This window comes from Burkholderia pseudomultivorans (assembly GCF_001718415.1).
Lineage (GTDB): Bacteria > Pseudomonadota > Gammaproteobacteria > Burkholderiales > Burkholderiaceae > Burkholderia > Burkholderia pseudomultivorans_A.
In genome coordinates this window covers 669,946-686,314 of sequence record NZ_CP013377.1, presented here as the reverse complement: position 1 = coordinate 686,314, position 16,369 = coordinate 669,946, and the positions used below count along the sequence as shown (strand labels likewise).

At 60.9% G+C, this 16,369-nt stretch carries 12 protein-coding genes; 6 read left to right on the top strand and 6 right to left on the bottom strand.

All coding sequences use genetic code 11. The annotated features are described in order from the left end of the window. Window positions 1-263: 263 nt before the first annotated feature. Complete coding sequence (locus WS57_RS02900) at window positions 264-1,190, bottom strand: LysR family transcriptional regulator (protein ID WP_009687593.1); 927 nt, start codon at window positions 1,188-1,190, stop codon at window positions 264-266. 108 nt (window positions 1,191-1,298) lie between these two features. Between WS57_RS02900 and WS57_RS02895 the strand changes: the two genes are divergently transcribed. The 5 genes from WS57_RS02895 (at window position 1,299) to WS57_RS38350 (ending at window position 7,206) form a co-directional block, all read left to right on the top strand. After that, window positions 1,299-2,393: a tartrate dehydrogenase gene (locus tag WS57_RS02895; protein ID WP_059513174.1), complete on the top strand. Its 1,095-nt coding sequence runs from the start codon at window positions 1,299-1,301 to the stop codon at window positions 2,391-2,393. Between the two features lie 152 nt (window positions 2,394-2,545). After that, the gene (locus tag WS57_RS02890) at window positions 2,546-3,883 is read left to right on the top strand and encodes a glycerate kinase type-2 family protein (protein ID WP_009687591.1); all 1,338 of its coding nucleotides are present in this window, start codon (window positions 2,546-2,548) and stop codon (window positions 3,881-3,883) included. A 3-nt stretch (window positions 3,884-3,886) separates the two neighbouring features. After that, window positions 3,887-5,305: a pyruvate kinase gene (pyk, locus tag WS57_RS02885; protein ID WP_069243723.1), complete on the top strand. Its 1,419-nt coding sequence runs from the start codon at window positions 3,887-3,889 to the stop codon at window positions 5,303-5,305. A 140-nt stretch (window positions 5,306-5,445) separates the two neighbouring features. Next, window positions 5,446-6,756 (top strand): MFS transporter, encoded by a 1,311-nt coding sequence (locus WS57_RS02880; RefSeq protein WP_040131142.1) that lies wholly within the window; start codon window positions 5,446-5,448, stop codon window positions 6,754-6,756. Window positions 6,757-6,945: 189 nt separating this feature from the next. Then, the gene (locus WS57_RS38350; RefSeq protein WP_420481034.1) at window positions 6,946-7,206 is read left to right on the top strand and encodes a hypothetical protein; all 261 of its coding nucleotides are present in this window, start codon (window positions 6,946-6,948) and stop codon (window positions 7,204-7,206) included. A gap of 4 nt (window positions 7,207-7,210) precedes the next feature. On the opposite strand, the gene WS57_RS02875 is transcribed toward WS57_RS38350, so the two are convergent. The 3 genes from WS57_RS02875 to WS57_RS02865 all read right to left on the bottom strand — a co-directional run bounded on the left by WS57_RS02875 (window position 7,211) and on the right by WS57_RS02865 (window position 9,774). Beyond that, a complete protein-coding gene (locus WS57_RS02875) occupies window positions 7,211-7,723 on the bottom strand; it encodes an OmpA family protein (RefSeq protein WP_059513170.1) in 513 nt (170 codons plus the stop codon). An 87-nt stretch (window positions 7,724-7,810) separates the two neighbouring features. After that, complete coding sequence (locus WS57_RS02870) at window positions 7,811-9,079, bottom strand: diguanylate cyclase domain-containing protein (RefSeq protein ID WP_069243722.1); 1,269 nt, start codon at window positions 9,077-9,079, stop codon at window positions 7,811-7,813. Beyond that, window positions 9,076-9,774, bottom strand: a complete 699-nt coding sequence (locus WS57_RS02865; RefSeq protein WP_059513165.1) for a YfiR family protein — start codon at window positions 9,772-9,774, stop codon at window positions 9,076-9,078. Before WS57_RS02865 ends, WS57_RS02870 begins: the two co-directional genes overlap by 4 nt. 359 nt (window positions 9,775-10,133) lie before the next feature. Between WS57_RS02865 and WS57_RS02860 the strand changes: the two genes are divergently transcribed. After that, window positions 10,134-11,384, top strand: a complete 1,251-nt coding sequence (locus WS57_RS02860; RefSeq protein ID WP_038455837.1) for an IS256 family transposase — start codon at window positions 10,134-10,136, stop codon at window positions 11,382-11,384. A gap of 488 nt (window positions 11,385-11,872) precedes the next feature. Here the strand turns inward: WS57_RS02860 and WS57_RS02855 are convergent. After that, a protein-coding gene (locus WS57_RS02855) for an IS3 family transposase (protein ID WP_155774291.1) occupies window positions 11,873-13,083 on the bottom strand; the annotation gives its coding sequence in 2 pieces (ribosomal slippage) (window positions 11,873-12,768 and window positions 12,768-13,083; 1,212 coding nt in all). Window positions 13,084-14,307: 1,224 nt separating this feature from the next. Next, on the bottom strand, window positions 14,308-16,200 hold the full coding sequence (locus WS57_RS37905) for a hypothetical protein (protein WP_230945522.1): 1,893 nt from the start codon (window positions 16,198-16,200) through the stop codon (window positions 14,308-14,310). Between the last annotated feature and the right edge of the window lie 169 nt (window positions 16,201-16,369).

Genomic DNA, 16,369 nt, shown 5'->3' with positions numbered 1-16,369 from the left:
CGATCTCGGCCGCGGCGTGGCGCCACCCTTCTCGTAGCCGTTTCGGTGATCCTGTCGTTGACGAACAAACCGATAAATTCGGGCGATACTCCGCTGCCGCAGCTTTCCGAAGGAAGATCCGCTCATCGCTTTCGAGACGACCGAGCCACGGCTGCGGGAAGCGCTGCACAATAGCTATCGTCAGGCCACCTTACGCAGTTCGGTAACTAGCGGCCAGTCGGCATCACTCCTTCATCCGCTCCACTACTAACCGTGCCCGGGTTTTACGCGCCCCGATCTACTTCGCTTTGAAGATCCTGCGCGATAAATTCGACGAAAGCGCGTATGCGGTTCGACATCTGGTGTCGTTGCGAATAGACCGCGAAGATGTCTGCGTTCGGCGTCTCGTAGTCGGGCAGTACACGAACTAACGAGCCATCTGCCAGATACCTCTTTATGTCCCACTCTGCCCTCATCAGGATGCCGTGTCCCTCAAGCGCCCATTTCACGGCAATCTCGCCGTCGTTCGTTGTGAGAGTGCCATTGATTCGGACAGCCTCTGTCTTGCGTGAAGCGCCCCGGCCGGAAGTCAGGCGCCAAACGCCATAAGCTTCGTCGCCCTGACGAATCCCGATGCAGTTATGGCGTGTCAGATCGTGCGCCGTGGTCGGCAGTCCGTGCGACGCGATGTATGACGGGGCGGCGCAGAGCAAGCGCCGATTGCCGGCGAGACGCCGGGCAATCACTCTCGTGTCCGGTGGCTCGCCGAACCGGATACAGACGTCAAAGGCGTCGTCTGTCAGGGGCGGAGGCGTGACCGACAGCTGAAGCTGCACCGATACCTGACGATACTTCGTGACAAACCGCGAAATCGCTGGCGCGACATGGCTGCGCCCGAAGCCCAGCGTCGCATTCACCCGCAATAACCCTTTGGGACTTTTCTTGGCCGTTCCAAGCAACTCGGCCAGCTCGTCAATCTCATCGAGAATCCGGCGCGCATGTTGGAGATATAGCTCGCCCTCTGGGGTCAGCATCATTCGGCGAGTCGTGCGATTGATCAGCCCCACGCCCGCACGGCTTTCCATCTGTGTCAGGCGCTTGCTGATTGCCGCTGGCGTCAGCCCTAATTCGCGCGCCGCGGCGCTCAGGCTGCCCGAGGCGACAAGCGTGGAGAAAAAGCTCAGATCGGACGGCTGGACGGTGTCGTGCACGAGTCCACCTGTGAATTCAGGTTAAAGATGCTTTAAGTTTAGCACCGGTTTTTGCATGCGGAGATGGGTAGAGTTCGCTTACAGCCACGACACCTGATGGACGGAGACATGAAGACCTATCGCATCGCAACTATCCCCGGCGACGGAATCGGCAAGGAAGTTGTACCCGCCGGCGCACAAGTTCTCGAAGCCCTTGCAAAAACCACGAAGTCGTTCGCCTTCGAATTCGAAAACTTCGACTGGGGCGGCGATTACTACCGCAAGCATGGCGTCATGATGCCGGCAGACGGGCTGGAAGCCATCCGCAACAAGGATGCGATTCTGTTCGGTTCCGCGGGCGACCCGGACATCCCCGATCACATCACGTTGTGGGGCCTGCGCCTGAAAATCTGCCAGGGATTCGACCAGTACGCCAACGTGCGCCCGACCCGCATTCTGCCGGGCATTGATGGACCGCTGAAGCGCTGCAAACCGGAGGACCTCAACTGGGTCATCGTGCGCGAAAACTCGGAAGGCGAATATTCCGGTGTTGGCGGACGTATCCATCAGGGACACCCGATTGAAGCCGCGACGGACGTATCTATGCTGACGCGCGCCGGCGTCGAACGAATCATGCGCTTCGCCTTCCGCCTCGCGCAGTCCCGTCCACGCAAGCTGCTGACCGTAATCACGAAAAGCAACGCGCAACGTCACGCGATGGTGATGTGGGACGAGATCGCGCTCGAAGTCTCCAAAGAATTCCCGGACGTCAATTGGGACAAGGAGTTGGTCGACGCCTCGACGGCCCGCATGGTCAACCGCCCAGCGACCCTCGACACGATCGTTGCCACCAACCTGCACGCCGACATTCTCAGCGACCTGGCCGCCGCGCTTGCCGGCAGTCTCGGCATCGCGCCAACGGGCAACATCGACCCGGAGCGCCGCTATCCGTCGATGTTCGAGCCGATCCACGGCTCCGCTTTCGACATTATGGGTAAGGGCCTCGCCAATCCGGTCGGCACGTTCTGGTCGGTCGTCATGCTGCTCGAACATCTCGGCGAATTCGATGCCGCGAAGCGCGTGATGCAGGCCATCGAAGCGGTGACCGCGGACAAGTCACTACATACCGGCGACCTTGGCGGCACGGCGACGACCGCGCAGGTGACAGCAGCCGTTTGCGCCTTCATCGAGAAAGCGGCATCACCTGAAGCCAACGCGGCGTAAGTCTCGTCGTCAACTCCAGCGGAGCCCGACCTACACGGTCCGCCATTCGGCGGCCGTGACCCGGCTCGTCCAGCAAACGCCGAACATAACGCAGGAGACGAGATGTTCACTCCCGTCAAACAAAGGCGGCCTGTTTCTTTTGGAGCGCGGAGATGAAGCCTCCCTCCCATTTCACGCTGCCGGCAGGCGACGGCGCAAATAGCGAGCTTGATGTCGAGCGCCTGTTGCAGGACATGTTCGAGACCGCTATTGCGACCGCACAGCCCGCGCTTCGCGTGCCCGGTTTCCTGCCCAGTCCGCCGCGCGGGCGCACCATCGTTGTCGGCGCGGGCAAGGCGTCAGCGGCAATGGCGCAAACAGTGGAAAAGCACTGGCCTGCCCCGCTCGAAGGCCTCGTCGTCACGCGTTACGGATATGCGGTGCCGTGTGAGAGGATCGAGATCGTCCAGGCTGCGCATCCCGTTCCCGACGTGAACGGCCTGAAGGCAGCGCAACGCATGCTGGATCTCGTCTCCGGCCTGACGGCCGACGACCTTGTTATTTGCCTTATCTCGGGCGGTGGCTCGTCTCTACTACCGCTACCCGCCGAAGGCCTGACACTGCAGGACAAACAGGAAATCAACCAGGCGCTGCTGGCCAGCGGCGCCACGATTGCCGAAATGAACTGCGTGCGCCGGCACCTGTCGGCGATCAAAGGCGGCCGTCTCGCGGCGGCCTGCTATCCGGCGCGCGTCGTCAATCTGATCATCTCCGACGTGCCCGCCGATGCCGCGCGCGACATCGCCTCGGGCCCGACCGTTCCCGATGCGACGACATGTTCGGATGCCCTTGAGGTTCTGCGTCGCTATGAAATTTGCGCTTCACCGGCAGCGATCGCTCTATTGGAGAGCGGCAGCTCCGAAACACTGAAGCCGGGTGATCCGCGCCTGCCTCACATTGAAACCCATCTGATCGCGACGCCCCAGCTCGCACTCGAAGCCGCAGCGAAGCAGCCTCGCGCAGCAGGAATCGACGTCCATATTCTTGGCGATGCAATCGAAGGCGAAGCCCGAGACGTAGGCACGGTGATGGCGGGTATCGCCCGCCAGGTGAACCGGCGAGGCCAGCCCTTTCAGGCGCCCTGCGTTTTGCTCTCCGGGGGTGAAACGACCGTCACCATTCGCGGCGACGGGCGCGGCGGCCGCAACGCCGAATTTCTGCTGTCGCTCGGGATTGCGCTGAACGGCGAGCCCGGCGTGTTCGCCATCGCGGGTGACACCGACGGCGTTGACGGTCAGGAAGAAATCGCTGGGGCGTTGCTACGTCCCGACACGTTGAAACGGGCGCGCGAACGCGGCATCCGTCCAATGGAGCGCCTCGAAAACAACGACGCGCACGGATTTTTTCAAGCCCTGGGCGACTCGGTCATCACCGGGCCAACGCTGACCAACGTCAATGACTTTCGTGCCATCTTCATTGCCGCTCATCACGGTGATATCTCAGGGAGTTGATAGATGCGCCGCAACCGTAATGCCAAAATCGTCGCGACGTTGGGTCCGGCGAGCACCAGCCGCGAGACCATCGAAGCGCTGCTTCATGCGGGCGCCGACGTATTCCGTCTGAACTTCAGTCACGGCACGCACGACGATCACCGGCGACGTCTCGACATCATCCGCTCGATCGAAGAAGACAGTGGTCGTCCGATCAGCGTACTGCTCGACCTGCAAGGCCCGAAGCTGCGAATCGGTACCTTTGCGAACGGTCCGATCATGCTGGAGAAAGGTGCTGCGTTCCGACTCGACCTCGACGCACAAACGCCCGGCGACAACGTACGTGTATCGCTGCCGCATCCTGAGATCTTCGCCGCCCTCAAGCCGCAGACGAACCTCCTGCTCGACGATGGCCGGATCCGGTTGCGAGTCGAACGCTGTGGCGCAGGCTTCGCGGAAACGACGGTCGTCGTCGGCGGCGCGCTCTCGGAGCGTAAAGGCGTGAATGTGCCGGATGTCGTGCTGCCGGTATCCGCAATGACAGAAAAGGATCGGCGCGATCTGGCGTTCGGCATGACGTTGGGCATCGACTGGCTTGCCCTGTCGTTCGTGCAGCGAGTCGACGACATTGTAGAGGTCCGCAGAATTGTCGGCGATAGCGTCGGCATAGTGGCAAAGCTCGAAAAGCCGGCGGCAATCAGCAGTCTCGATGCCATCGTCGAGGAAGCGGACGCCGTGATGGTCGCGCGCGGTGACCTCGGCGTCGAAATGCCAGCGGAACATGTCCCGGCAATCCAGAAGCGGATCGTCCGCGCATGTCGCAAGGCGGGAAAGCCGGTCATCGTCGCGACGCAAATGCTGGAATCGATGGTAGCGGCACCCGTGCCCACACGTGCGGAAGCCTCGGATGTCGCGACCGCGATCTATGACGGTGCTGACGCCGTCATGCTGTCTGCCGAATCGGCAAGCGGCGGCTACCCAGTCGAAGCCGTGCGAATGATGGATCTCATCATCTCCCAGACGGAACGCGATCCCTACTACAGGGAAGTCATCGCCGCATCCCACGCCGCGCCGCGTGCGAACACGTCGGATGCGATCGGCTACGCGATGCGACATGTCACCGGTCTGCTGAACGCGGTCGCGACCGTCGCCTACACGGCTTCGGGATACTCCGCGCTGTGCATGTCGCGCGAACGGCCGTCCGCACCGATCGTTGGCATGACACCGCAAAACGGCACGGCGCGTCGCCTGGCGCTGGTTTGGGGGGTGCACCCGGTCCTGTGCAAGGAAGTCGTCGACGTACTGGAAGTTAGCGATCTTGCGTGTCAGACCGTGCGTGCCGAAGGGTTCGGCGAACAAGGGGAGACAGTGGTCATCTCGGCGGGGATGCCGTTCGGCACGTCAGGCAGCACCAACCTGCTGCGTATCGCGCAGATTCCGTGAAGCGACCCTTGCGCATTATCCAAAGCGTTTGAGCCTCATGCGCGAGCCCCAGACCAGGGCTGCATCCGGAGGCCACGGGCGCGTCGCGCGCTGACTCCGTTTCCAAATAGAGCACTGCTCAAGCCTCCAAGGAGGAGACAATGATTTCTGATCTCGAAAACCGGGTTTCCCGCAAGCTCATGATACGGATCATTCCGTTTGTCATGCTGTTGTATTTCGTGAGCTTTCTCGACCGTGTCAATGTGGGCTTCGCCGCGCTGTCGATGAACAAGGCCATTGGCCTGTCACCGACGGCATTCGGTCTCGGCGGCGGACTGTTCTTCATCGGCTACTTCCTCTTCGAAGTGCCCTCAAACCTGATCCTTCACAAGGTCGGCGCGCGACGGTGGATTGCCCGCGTGATGGTGTCATGGGGAATCGTATCTGCGGCATCAGCATTCGTCGTCGGCCCGAACAGCTTCTATGCGTTGCGCTTCATTCTGGGCGTCGCCGAAGCCGGTTTCTTCCCCGGCATCATTCTCTATCTCAGCCTGTGGTTCCCGTCACGTCAGCGTGCCGTTGCAGCGGCGTGGTTCATGGCTGCCGCGCCGATCTCGACGGCGATCGGCTCGCCGCTTTCGGGTGCGATCATGAAGCTGCCCCCGATCGCCGGGCTGGCTGACTGGCAAATGCTCTATATCCTCGAAGCAGCGCCCGCGATCATACTCGGCTTCTGTGTACTCAAATATCTGACGGATACGCCAGCGAAAGCGCACTGGCTTCAACCGGAAGAGCGCGAATGGCTGATTGCGAAGATGAAATTGGAAGCAGACGCGAAACAGTCGCATGCCGGACATACCGCGGGCGCAATCAGCGCGTTGCGGGATCCGCGAGTGCTGGCGCTTGCACTGATTTACTTCGGCACGTCAGCAGGGCTGTACACGCTCGGGCTGTGGGCGCCGCTGATCATCCGTCAGTACGGCTTCGGCTCGTTTGAGACCGGCCTGCTGGCAGGCGTACCCAGCATCCTCGCCGTGATTGCAATGATCGTTTGGGCAAAGCACTCGGACCATACTGAAGAACGCACGTGGCATGTGGTCATTCCCTGTGTCGTGGCATGCCTCGGATTCATATTCGCAGGCAATGCCACGACTGCCTTGATGATCATCCTGGCGCTCGTGGTCGTGAACGTGGGAATCAGCGCGGCAAAGGCCCCGCTATGGGCGATGCCTAGCATGTTCCTGTCGGGTGCCGGTGCAGCTGCTGGAATCGCGATGATCAACTCGGTTGGCAATCTTGGGGGTTTCGTCGGCCCGTTTGCAATTGGCTGGCTTAAGAACATCACCGGCGGGTATTCCGCAGGGTTATATGTGGTTGGCGCGACGTTGGCGGTATCTGCTGTCGTCACGTTGATGTTGAGCCGGCAATCGAAGCAGGCTCCTGTCCCGGCAGGCCGGCGACACGGCCACTGAACAGCCTGTAAGCCCACCGTCCGGCGGAACATGACGGACGTGGGTGCATGGTCGCCGTAGCCGCCGCGAATCGATTCGTTACAGCGACGAGGTCCGAGCGACCTCGGAGGGCATATCGGGCCCATCGTCGCTTACCGAAGCCGCGGGCGGCTCGCCGTCCTTCTGATTGACTCCCTCTTCTTTATCGTCTTGAGCGTACTGTTGCTAGCACGATATTCAACGTCGACGAATCCAAATCGACGATCGCAGTCGCTGCAGGTATCCCGTTTTTTTGGTGTTTGCGGTCTCTTCGCGCTATCACGGATGCTCCGAAGAATGCCAGCAATTATCCTTGACGATGAAGGACTCACCGACAACACGTCAGCTGCATCGGTAGGGTTTATTCCATGTACCTACTTGCATGTCAGCGAGCAATCACGCTCAATTGCCACGCACGAATGTGGGCTTTAACCCCTCACCCCGGCGAAACCACAATCGCCGCCCTCCGGTTCTGCGCCCGCCCTCCCGGCGTCCGGTTGTCCCCCACCGGATCCTTCTTCCCTCGCCCGACCACCACGATCCGCTTCCCGTCCAGCCCGACATCCACCAGTTCGATCGCCACTACCTCCGCCCGGCGCCTGGACAATTCCAGATCATACGAATCCGTGCCTTCGTCATCCGAGTACCCGTACACCCGCACCCCGTTGATCCCCGCCGACCTGAGCGTGCGCGCGATCCGCTCGACGATCCGCCGCACGTCGGGCTTGAGGTTATACCGATCGAAATCGAACAGAATCGGCCCGGTCGACCCGAACTCGAACCCCTGCCCGGTCTCCTGGAACCCGGCCGACTTGAGCGCCGTGACCTGCGTCTGCGTCAGACCGCGATGAAGCGGCGGCGGCGTCTTGCAGCCCCCAAGCAGAAGGCATGGAAGCAGCACGCTCCCGACACCGATCCGCCAAATGCTCACAGGAAACAAGTTATTCATCGCCGCGTCTCCTTCGATGCGCGCCCGCGTCGCGCGCGTTTTTTCAACCTTTTGCGACACCCCGTCCGCAGAGCGCGGCCCGAAACATCAGGCCGGGCCCGCAACGCCTTCGGCCAATTGCCACGACCCCGGCCGCGTACGCTTGGCCCGATACATCGCAGCATCCGCCGCGCGCACCAGTCCGCTCGCATCCGACGCATGATCCGGATACAACGCAACCCCGACACTCACCATCGTGTTCACCGCGCGGCCATCCGACAGCATGATCGACGGCACCATCCCGGCCAGCATTTCGTCGACGATACGTCCGACGCTCTCCGTGTCACGCACCCCCGTCAGCATCACCGCGAATTCGTCGCCGCCGAGTCGGGCGACCAGATCGGTCTCACGCAACTGCTCGCGCAAGCGCGCCGCGATGCCGATCAGCGCCGCGTCGCCGGCGTCGTGGCCGAAGCAATCGTTGATCTCCTTGAAGCGGTCGCAGTCGAGATACAGGATCGCGACCCGGTGCTCCGTCGCCGCCGCGTCGCCCAGCGCAAGCGTGAGACGCGACTCGAACTGCACACGATTGGGCAAGCCGGTCAGCGCATCGTGGGTCGCCTTGTGCTCCAGCGACGCGTTTTCGTGGCGCAGCGTGTTCTGCCAGTCTTCGAATTCGTCGAGCAATGCATTGAAGTCGTTGCCGAGCTGGTTCAGTTCGGCGATCGGCACGGGCTGGACACGCCGCGCGAACGCGCGCTCGCGCCGCACCGCATGTGCGACGTCGGCCAGCGCGCGCAGCGGCGAGACGATGCTGTGCAGCAGCCGCTTCGAGCTGACATAAGCGCCGAATACGCTGATGGCAAGACAGCCGAGAATGCCGCCGACACCGCCGAGCAGGAAGCCGAAGAACTGATGCCCGCGGCCGCGCACGACGACGTAGCCGACAACCATGCCGTCGTGCATCACCGGAACGGCCACGGGTCCCGGCAGCGCAACATCCGCGACGACGCGCTCGAGCCGCGCGATCTTGCTGGCGGCGGGCAACTGCCACGTCGCGAACGGTCGGCCCTGGCGATCCGCGACGACCACCTGCGCCACATCCTCGTCGTTGGCGATTAGCGCGATCGCCTCGGCCGCCGCGACGCGGTCGCCGAACACGAGCGCCGCCTCGACCGTATACCCGAGCGAGCGGGCCAGCAGGTTCAGATTGTTGCCGGCATACGCGCGCAACGCGATCACAGCGACGACGATCAACGACACGGCGGCCATCGCGACGGCGACGAATGCGAGACGCAGGTGCGCGCGTCGCAATACGCTTTGCAGCGTCGGGCGCGATATCCGCGAGAGGGACACATGAGGCGCGGGACGTGTCATGGCGCCCCCGGACGTCGCGCAAGATTGAGCACGTTCGGATGCACTCGCACGCCGCTGCGCGCGACGGCGTCGAGATTGATGTCGAAGGTCACGCGTTCGCCGTCGACAGTGAGACAGAACATGCTGCCCGCAGTGCACGACGTATCGTGTTCCGCGATCGTCAGCACCGGATGGCCGGCCACGGCGGTTCGCACCCGCGCCCTTTCGTCGTCGCTCAGCGTGCCGAGATAGATGATGTCGCACGCGATGCCGAGTGCGGAATCGTCGAAACCGACATGCTGAACGTCGAGCACCGTCGAACCGGCCTGCAGCGTGTCGGTCAGGCCACGCGCGTAGTCGGGCCGCCCCGTCACGCACAGATGCAGATGGACGGGCGTCGCCGGCCAGCGCGTGAAGCTGACGATGCCGAGTACGACCTGGCGTACGGCGATGTCGCGGGGAGAGATCGCAGGATCGGCGCGGCTCGCGGGAGCAGCGATGCGTATCGTGTCGGCTGCGCCATCCACATCGACGGAAGCCCCAGCGAGTGCAGTCAACGCCATGCCCAGCACGCAAACGATTGCCAACAGCGCGTCGCCTAACCACGTGGCCGCGCCGAGTCGGCCGGACGTCGTCCGCGTGGCGATCGCCGCCGCGCTCGTTGGCGTCTTTACTGTCGCATGACCAGCAGCCGACGCGCGCACTTTCGCATCCATGATGGAAACATCCGCTCGCGTTTCCGGCGCTGCCTCCAGCCTCCCGTCACGCGCGCGCAGGCACCGTTTCGCGCGCATGATTGCTTCATCTTAGGGGGAAAATCACGCGGTCAGCCAGTGGGAAACACCCGCGAGAAAACGTCGGAAGGTATAGGGAATTGAGGCTTGTGTGATGGCGTTGTTGAATAGGGTGATCGTCGTTAATTCGACGCCGAGGTCGATCGGTTATTGGTCGGCGGATTGGATGCCCCCGCTGCGTCAAAACTTCATATGTTCTGATGTGCCAGGCCGGATGGCCCGGCAGGCGGGCCTGTCAGGAATTTTGTGTTTAAGGCATAACATGCTCCCAAGGAGAGTTTATGCCTCGCAAACCGAAAGCCCAGCCGGCGGCTCTGCCGGCGATTCCGGCCGAGCTGCTCGAGCAGTTCGGCAACGGTCCGATGACGGCCGAAGCCATCAACGCCGCGACGCTGGCGCTCAAGAAGGCGCTGATCGAACGGGCGCTGGGCGGCGAGATGAACCATCATCTCGGCTACCCTCCCGGTGCTGCCAAGCCGGTCAACGCCACGAATCAGCGCAACGGCAAAGGGGCCAAGACGGTTCTGACCGAAGACGGCCCGATCCGTATCGAGGTGCCGCGTGACCGCGACGGCAGCTTCGAACCCATCCTGATTCCCAAGCACGAACGGCGCTTCACGGGCTTCGACGACAAGATCGTCGCCATGTATGCCCGAGGCATGACCGTACGCGAGATTCAGGGCTTCTTGCTGGAACAGTACGGCACCGAGGTCTCGCCCGACTTCATCAGTTCGGTCACCGACGAGGTCATGGCCGAAGTAACCGCCTGGCAGGCCCGACCGCTTGAGCCGATGTATCCGGTCGTGTTTTTCGACGCACTGCGGGTCAAGATTCGCGAAGACGCCGTCGTGCGCAACAAGGCGGTCTATCTGGCGCTGGGCGTGCTGCCCGACGGCACGCGGGAAATCCTGGGCCTGTGGATCGAGAATACCGAGGGGGCCAAGTTCTGGATGAAGGTGTTCAACGATCTGAAGACGCGCGGCGTTCACGACATCCTGATTGCCGTCACGGACGGGCTCAAGGGCATGCCCGAAGCGCTGGCCGCCGTGTTCCCGGCCACCACGCTGCAGACCTGCATCGTCCACCTCATCCGCAACAGCCTCGATTACGCCAGTTGGAAGGACCGCCGAGGCTTGGCCGCGGCGATCAAGCCGATCTACGCCGCTCCCAGCGCGGAAGCCGCTCAGGCCGAACTCGATGCGTTTGCGGATGGGCCGTGGGGTCAGAAATTCCCGACTGTCAGTAGCGCGTGGCGCAACGCCTGGGATCGCGTGATCCCGTTCTTTGCGTTTCCGCCGGGTGTGCGCAAGATCATTTACACGACGAACGCGATTGAAAATATCAACTCGCAGTTGCGCAAGATCATCAAGACCCGTGGTCACTTCCCGACCGACGAGGCTGCCACCAAGCTCATCTGGCTGGCCTTGCGCAACATCACCGCGAACTGGGGGAGCGCCGCTCACGACTGGAAGACGGCCATGAACCAATTCGCTATCCTTTACGCAGATCGATTCGTTCGGCCTTCCGTGTAATTACTCCACCCGCCTTGAACACGGAAATCCTGACACCCCCCGGCAGGCCGACGTCGATTCAAGAATCGCAATCGCTGGCGTCACCAGTCAACAAGAACGCAGGCACCGTCTGCGAACTTGCATGCCTTCCGAGTGCTACACGTCCGTTCCACACCGAGATCGCGCCGGCAATAGAAAGGCGGCAAGTCAGCATGGGAAGCGGACATTCAAAGCCGCCTGACTGTCGCCGCCCCTGCCCAATCCCACGCCTCCGCTAGCCCGATCCAAAGTATTCCCAATTCGCCGTCAAGGATCCACTCTGTTCATACAGCGAATCCGGCCAGGGTCGGGGGCGCGGCCTCTACTCCGGCTGATCTTCGTCGTCGCCACTCGACTTGTAGCTCTCGCGCGCCTTCCTGTAACTGTTGTCGAACGGCTTGATCTTCAACATCGCGGCGCGGTTCGTAAAGCCACCGACTGGAGTTGACCCTGTAATCCCGGACACGGCATCACACTAAGGTTGCTGAATCCATCGAGCGCCGGAACTCGCGAGGCGAGCGGTATTTCAGCGCGCTATGGGGATGCTTCTCGTTGTAATGCTCGAACGCGATGGCCAAGTTGCGTGCGGCAGTCGCTGCGTCCGGCTTCGGCATGAAGGCGACGTAGTCGCGTTTCATCGTCTTCACGAAGCTCTCTGCCATCCCATTACTTTGTGGGCTGCACACCGGTGTGGTCAATGGCTTCAGGCCGATGGCCACTGCGAACCGGCGCGTGTCGTCGGCCGTGTAGCCCGAACCGTTGTCGCTCAGCCACTCGATTTCGGACGGGGTATGCAGTTCGTTGCCAAACCGATTTTCCACTGCAGCCAGCATCACGTCGCGCACGATGTCGCCGCTGTGACCTGCTGTCGTGGCTGCCCAGCTCATCGCCTCTCGGTCGCAGCAATCCAGCGCAAACGTCACCCGCAGCGGCTCGCCGTTGTCGCAGCGGAACTCGAAGCCGTCCGAGCACCATCGCTGATTGCTGCGCGCGACGGCCACCTTGCCATCGTGCCGACGTTGCGGCCGAGGCGGGGCTGGACGCCGTTGCATCAGCAGACCGTGAGTGCGCATGATGCGATAGATGCGCTTCGCATTGAACGGCACCTGTCCGGCAGCAATGCGTTCATTGCGCAGCGAGCCCCACACCCGGCGATAGCCATAGCTGGGCAAATCGCCGACGACTCGGCGGATTTCCTCGACCACGCTCGCATCGTCCGTCTGCCGCGATTGACGGCCATCGCGCCACGTCGCCGGACGCGACAGTCGTGCCGATACGTTCGAGCGCGACACGCCGAGAACTTCACAAACCAGTTTCACTGGTCGTCCTCCGGCAGCGAGGGCGAGTGCGCTATCCATTTTTTTGCCCGGCCGTACTCGACTGCTTCGCGGAGAATCTCGTTCTCCATGGTCTTCTTGCCGAGCATCCGTTGCAGCTCGCGAATCTGCTTGAGCGCGTCGGCCAGCTCTGAGGCCGGAACCACTTCCTCGCCAGCCTTGACCGCTGACAGGCTCCCATCCTGGTACAGCTTGCGCCAGTGGAACAGCTGGTTCGGGTTCACGCCGTGCTGCCGCGCGACCATCGAAACCGACTTCCCTGGTTCGAAACTCTCGCGAACCATCGCCAGCTTTTGCTCCGCCGTCCAGCGCCGCCGGCGCTCCGGGCCCGTCAACACTTCCATCACTTCCTGCCTGGTGTTAGTCAAAAACACAGTCTTATGCCTACCCGTTATTGTAAGTGGGTGACTGTGTCCGGCGTTTCAGGGGGCTGCTCCACCGACCAACGCTATCCCGAAACCTGCCAGCAACACGATACCCCCCGAAATAGACGGGTAATAATCTGCACAGCGATATACACCGCCGAGATGCCAATTACGATCAAACTCCACCTTATCCATCGATGAAAATTCCCGTCCTCGATCACCTTAATCTTTCTCACCTCCACCCTCTTCACTTAAATGTCATTCACTCACTTGAACCACGACCCGAATTCTTCCAGGTTGTCACCCCGGATCCCTCTTTAAATTACAATTCAGACACATATTATCTACAAGCTTCCGCTTCGTGCCGCCGGCCGCAATTTCAACAGAAAAATTTTTGCACGGGCTCGAAACCCCCATTCCCCGGTCGACCCAAGCATTCGCAATTCCCCGCGACCTTCAAATTTTCTACTCTCTCAAATGCATCTTTACACTCACATACTTCCACAAACCGAGCACACAAAACGCTAAAGCCATGAGCGAGCCCCGAATCAAGACGAATCTGACGTCTTCGTAGCTCCACTCATATTTTTCTCGATAAAAGAATTCCGCCATACAGACAATAACGATCTTTATAATCGCAACAGTAGATATCGAAACCACAAATGAAAAAATAAAAAACATAATTAAACGAATCATTGCTTGCGGACCCTCACCCACTGCTACAATTTCACCGCTGACCAAACCGCCCGCCAGCTCACAGCCGCCGCCACGCAACGCCGCCCGACAGTCACCGTCCTTTACCTAGCCCCACGCCTCCCACTGATCGAATTCCAAGCGCTTCCAATTCCGCATCAAGGATTAGCTTTATTCACAAAACGAATCTGGAGAAGATCAGGTTCCTGGCCTCTACTTCGGCCGATCTTTGCCGTTGTGGTTGCACCACAAAAAATACCTCGGATGAAACCCAACTTCCCGACCCCTATCTCCTTTTCGCCCAAGCTATGAAAGTAATTGCGATTGCCAAAAGAGTTCCGCGTGCAAACACCCCTCTTCCATTCACGGCAGCCAAAATTTCATTAAATCCCAAATGACCAAGGCACCCTGATATAAAGATACATTTAATACATACCCCTAACACCCACGCGACATAGACACCGGAAGTACAAATAACCCATGCGCCCATAAACGCCAAAAGCCATCTTGTCACTTCTTGCCACCTAAATTCGTGAATGGATTCGCAGCCCCGATAGCCTCTTGCCCCATACCCCCCATCACTCCACCGCCAATCACGCCCGCAGTGTTGGGTCTAAAAATATTCCACCCACTACTAGACCACATATTTACAGAATCCCAATTCGATGCATTAATTGTTGGCTTTATTGTCGAATTGATCCAAGATTCACCCAACTTCCCAATCCCGTAACCCAAACTCGACAGTGCACCACTACCTACCCCCGCCGCTACAACACTATCGTTCTTGCCGTGCAGGTTGTTATTCAGTGCCGTCGTCGTTGCCCCACCAATCGTGTTCACACCAACATTCCACAACAGGCGACCATGCGAGCCAGCTACGATCGTGACAAACGTCCCCCCCAAATCCACCAAATTGATATGGCCGGTTTGCAGGTACTGCGAACCCGCAACAATCCCCGTACCGATCACCGCCGTCCCAACAGGCGACGCCATCGAGTTCGAACCAAGCAACCCACCCGTGCTAAATATCGGCACACCGGGCATCGCCGCGATTGGTGCACCTGCCGCAGTCCCCGTCGCAACCGCCGCCGCACCAAGCGTCAGCCTTCCGTACAAATCCTGGTAGGCCTGATCCCTGCCCGCCGAATTCACTATCGCCTGGTCGCTCGGCACATTCATCCCCGCACCGTTCGAATAGTAGTTCGCGTACATCTCGACATTCGCCTTCTGCTCCGGCGTTGCAAAGAACATATACCCGGGCCCGCTGGCCCCTTCCGATGGCAGCATATGGCCTAGCCGCTGTGCGTTCCCCAGGAATGCCCGCGCGGCCGGATCATCCGCCCCCGGCGAACCATTCTGTACCTGCCTATCCGCTTGAGCCGTCAACGCATTGACCGCTTGTTCCAACGTGATGTCCTGTTGCTTCGCGTAACTTGCCGCATTGTCTTTAATCCACTTCCTCTCATCCGGATGCAACTGCCGATTGAACCGATCCACCGATGCTGACATCGCCGCCCCAGCCCCACCCCCAACCACCGCCCCCGCCCCACCCGCCAGCAGGTTCGAAGCCAGATTCCCCAACAACGCATCCACATTCGCATTCCCCGTCGGCCCTGCATCCCTGATCGACTCGGCAATCTCATTCAACCGAGGCGCAAGCTTCGCCGACAAACCCGCCCCCGCCGCCCCGCCCACAGCGCCCAATCCGCCGCCCGTCAAACCACCCGTCAACGCACCACCGGCAACATGCAACGCCGTCCGGCTGTCGCCGCCCTCTGCCCAGTCACGCGCCTCCTGCTGATACCGAGCCTTGAGCGCCGGATCACTCGCGCCGTCCGCGTTCTTCAGCGCTTCATCGCGCTTCCTGTCCGCGTAGTGACCGATCTGCTTCGCAACCGCTTCCGCCGCCGCCTGAGCCGCGTTGATCAGATCCGACTGACTGCCCAGCACCTGCTGCAAATCCGGCGTCCTGTTCACCGTGCCGTTCAGATTCGACGTATCACGATTGAGCGTCGCCACGTCCTGTTGCTGATTCGCTTCGTCCGTGATCGTGATGCTGCCGACACTGATCCCGCTCTTCGTCGTCGCGCTACTGCTATCGCGCTCGCTGACAAAGAGCGGCAACGCACCGCCGGTGTTCTTCCCGCTCTGCGGCCCATGCGTCGCGTAGCTGTTCCCTCCGTTGCCTACGCCGCCGCCCGCGCTGATCCCGACACTGCTCGCAGCGTATTCCGAACGATTCCGGATATCCGAGAACGTCAGCGCCATGTGCTGCTCTCCGTCAATTACCGCTTCCAGCAATTGACCATCTCCCCCGATCACCACGACCGCATCGCCAATCGCGACATGACCGAACAGGAGATTCAGGACCGCATCCACCACGACGAACAATTCGCCGCTCAACAACGGCCTCGACGTCGTCGGCCTGCAACGTCAGCATAAACACCGAACCCGGCATACGCCGTGCTCGGTCGTTCAACTAAAAAAGATGTTCTTCAACACCACGTACACGATGAAGCCCATCATCGCCGCAAAACAACACCACCAGACGATTTTCTGTGCTCGCGTCTTC

Excerpts from the sequence above, each read along its gene's own strand:
- WS57_RS02895 (WP_059513174.1), top strand. The coding sequence starts at position 1,299 with ATGAAGACCTATCGCATCGCAACTATCCCCGGCGACGGAATCGGCAAG.
- WS57_RS02890 (WP_009687591.1), top strand. The coding sequence starts at position 2,546 with ATGAAGCCTCCCTCCCATTTCACGCTGCCGGCAGGCGACGGCGCAAAT.
- pyk (WP_069243723.1), top strand. The coding sequence starts at position 3,887 with ATGCGCCGCAACCGTAATGCCAAAATCGTCGCGACGTTGGGTCCGGCG.
- WS57_RS02880 (WP_040131142.1), top strand. The coding sequence starts at position 5,446 with ATGATTTCTGATCTCGAAAACCGGGTTTCCCGCAAGCTCATGATACGG.
- WS57_RS02875 (WP_059513170.1), bottom strand. The coding sequence starts at position 7,723 with ATGAATAACTTGTTTCCTGTGAGCATTTGGCGGATCGGTGTCGGGAGC.
- WS57_RS02870 (WP_069243722.1), bottom strand. The coding sequence starts at position 9,079 with ATGACACGTCCCGCGCCTCATGTGTCCCTCTCGCGGATATCGCGCCCG.
- WS57_RS02865 (WP_059513165.1), bottom strand. The coding sequence starts at position 9,774 with ATGGATGCGAAAGTGCGCGCGTCGGCTGCTGGTCATGCGACAGTAAAG.
- WS57_RS02860 (WP_038455837.1), top strand. The coding sequence starts at position 10,134 with ATGCCTCGCAAACCGAAAGCCCAGCCGGCGGCTCTGCCGGCGATTCCG.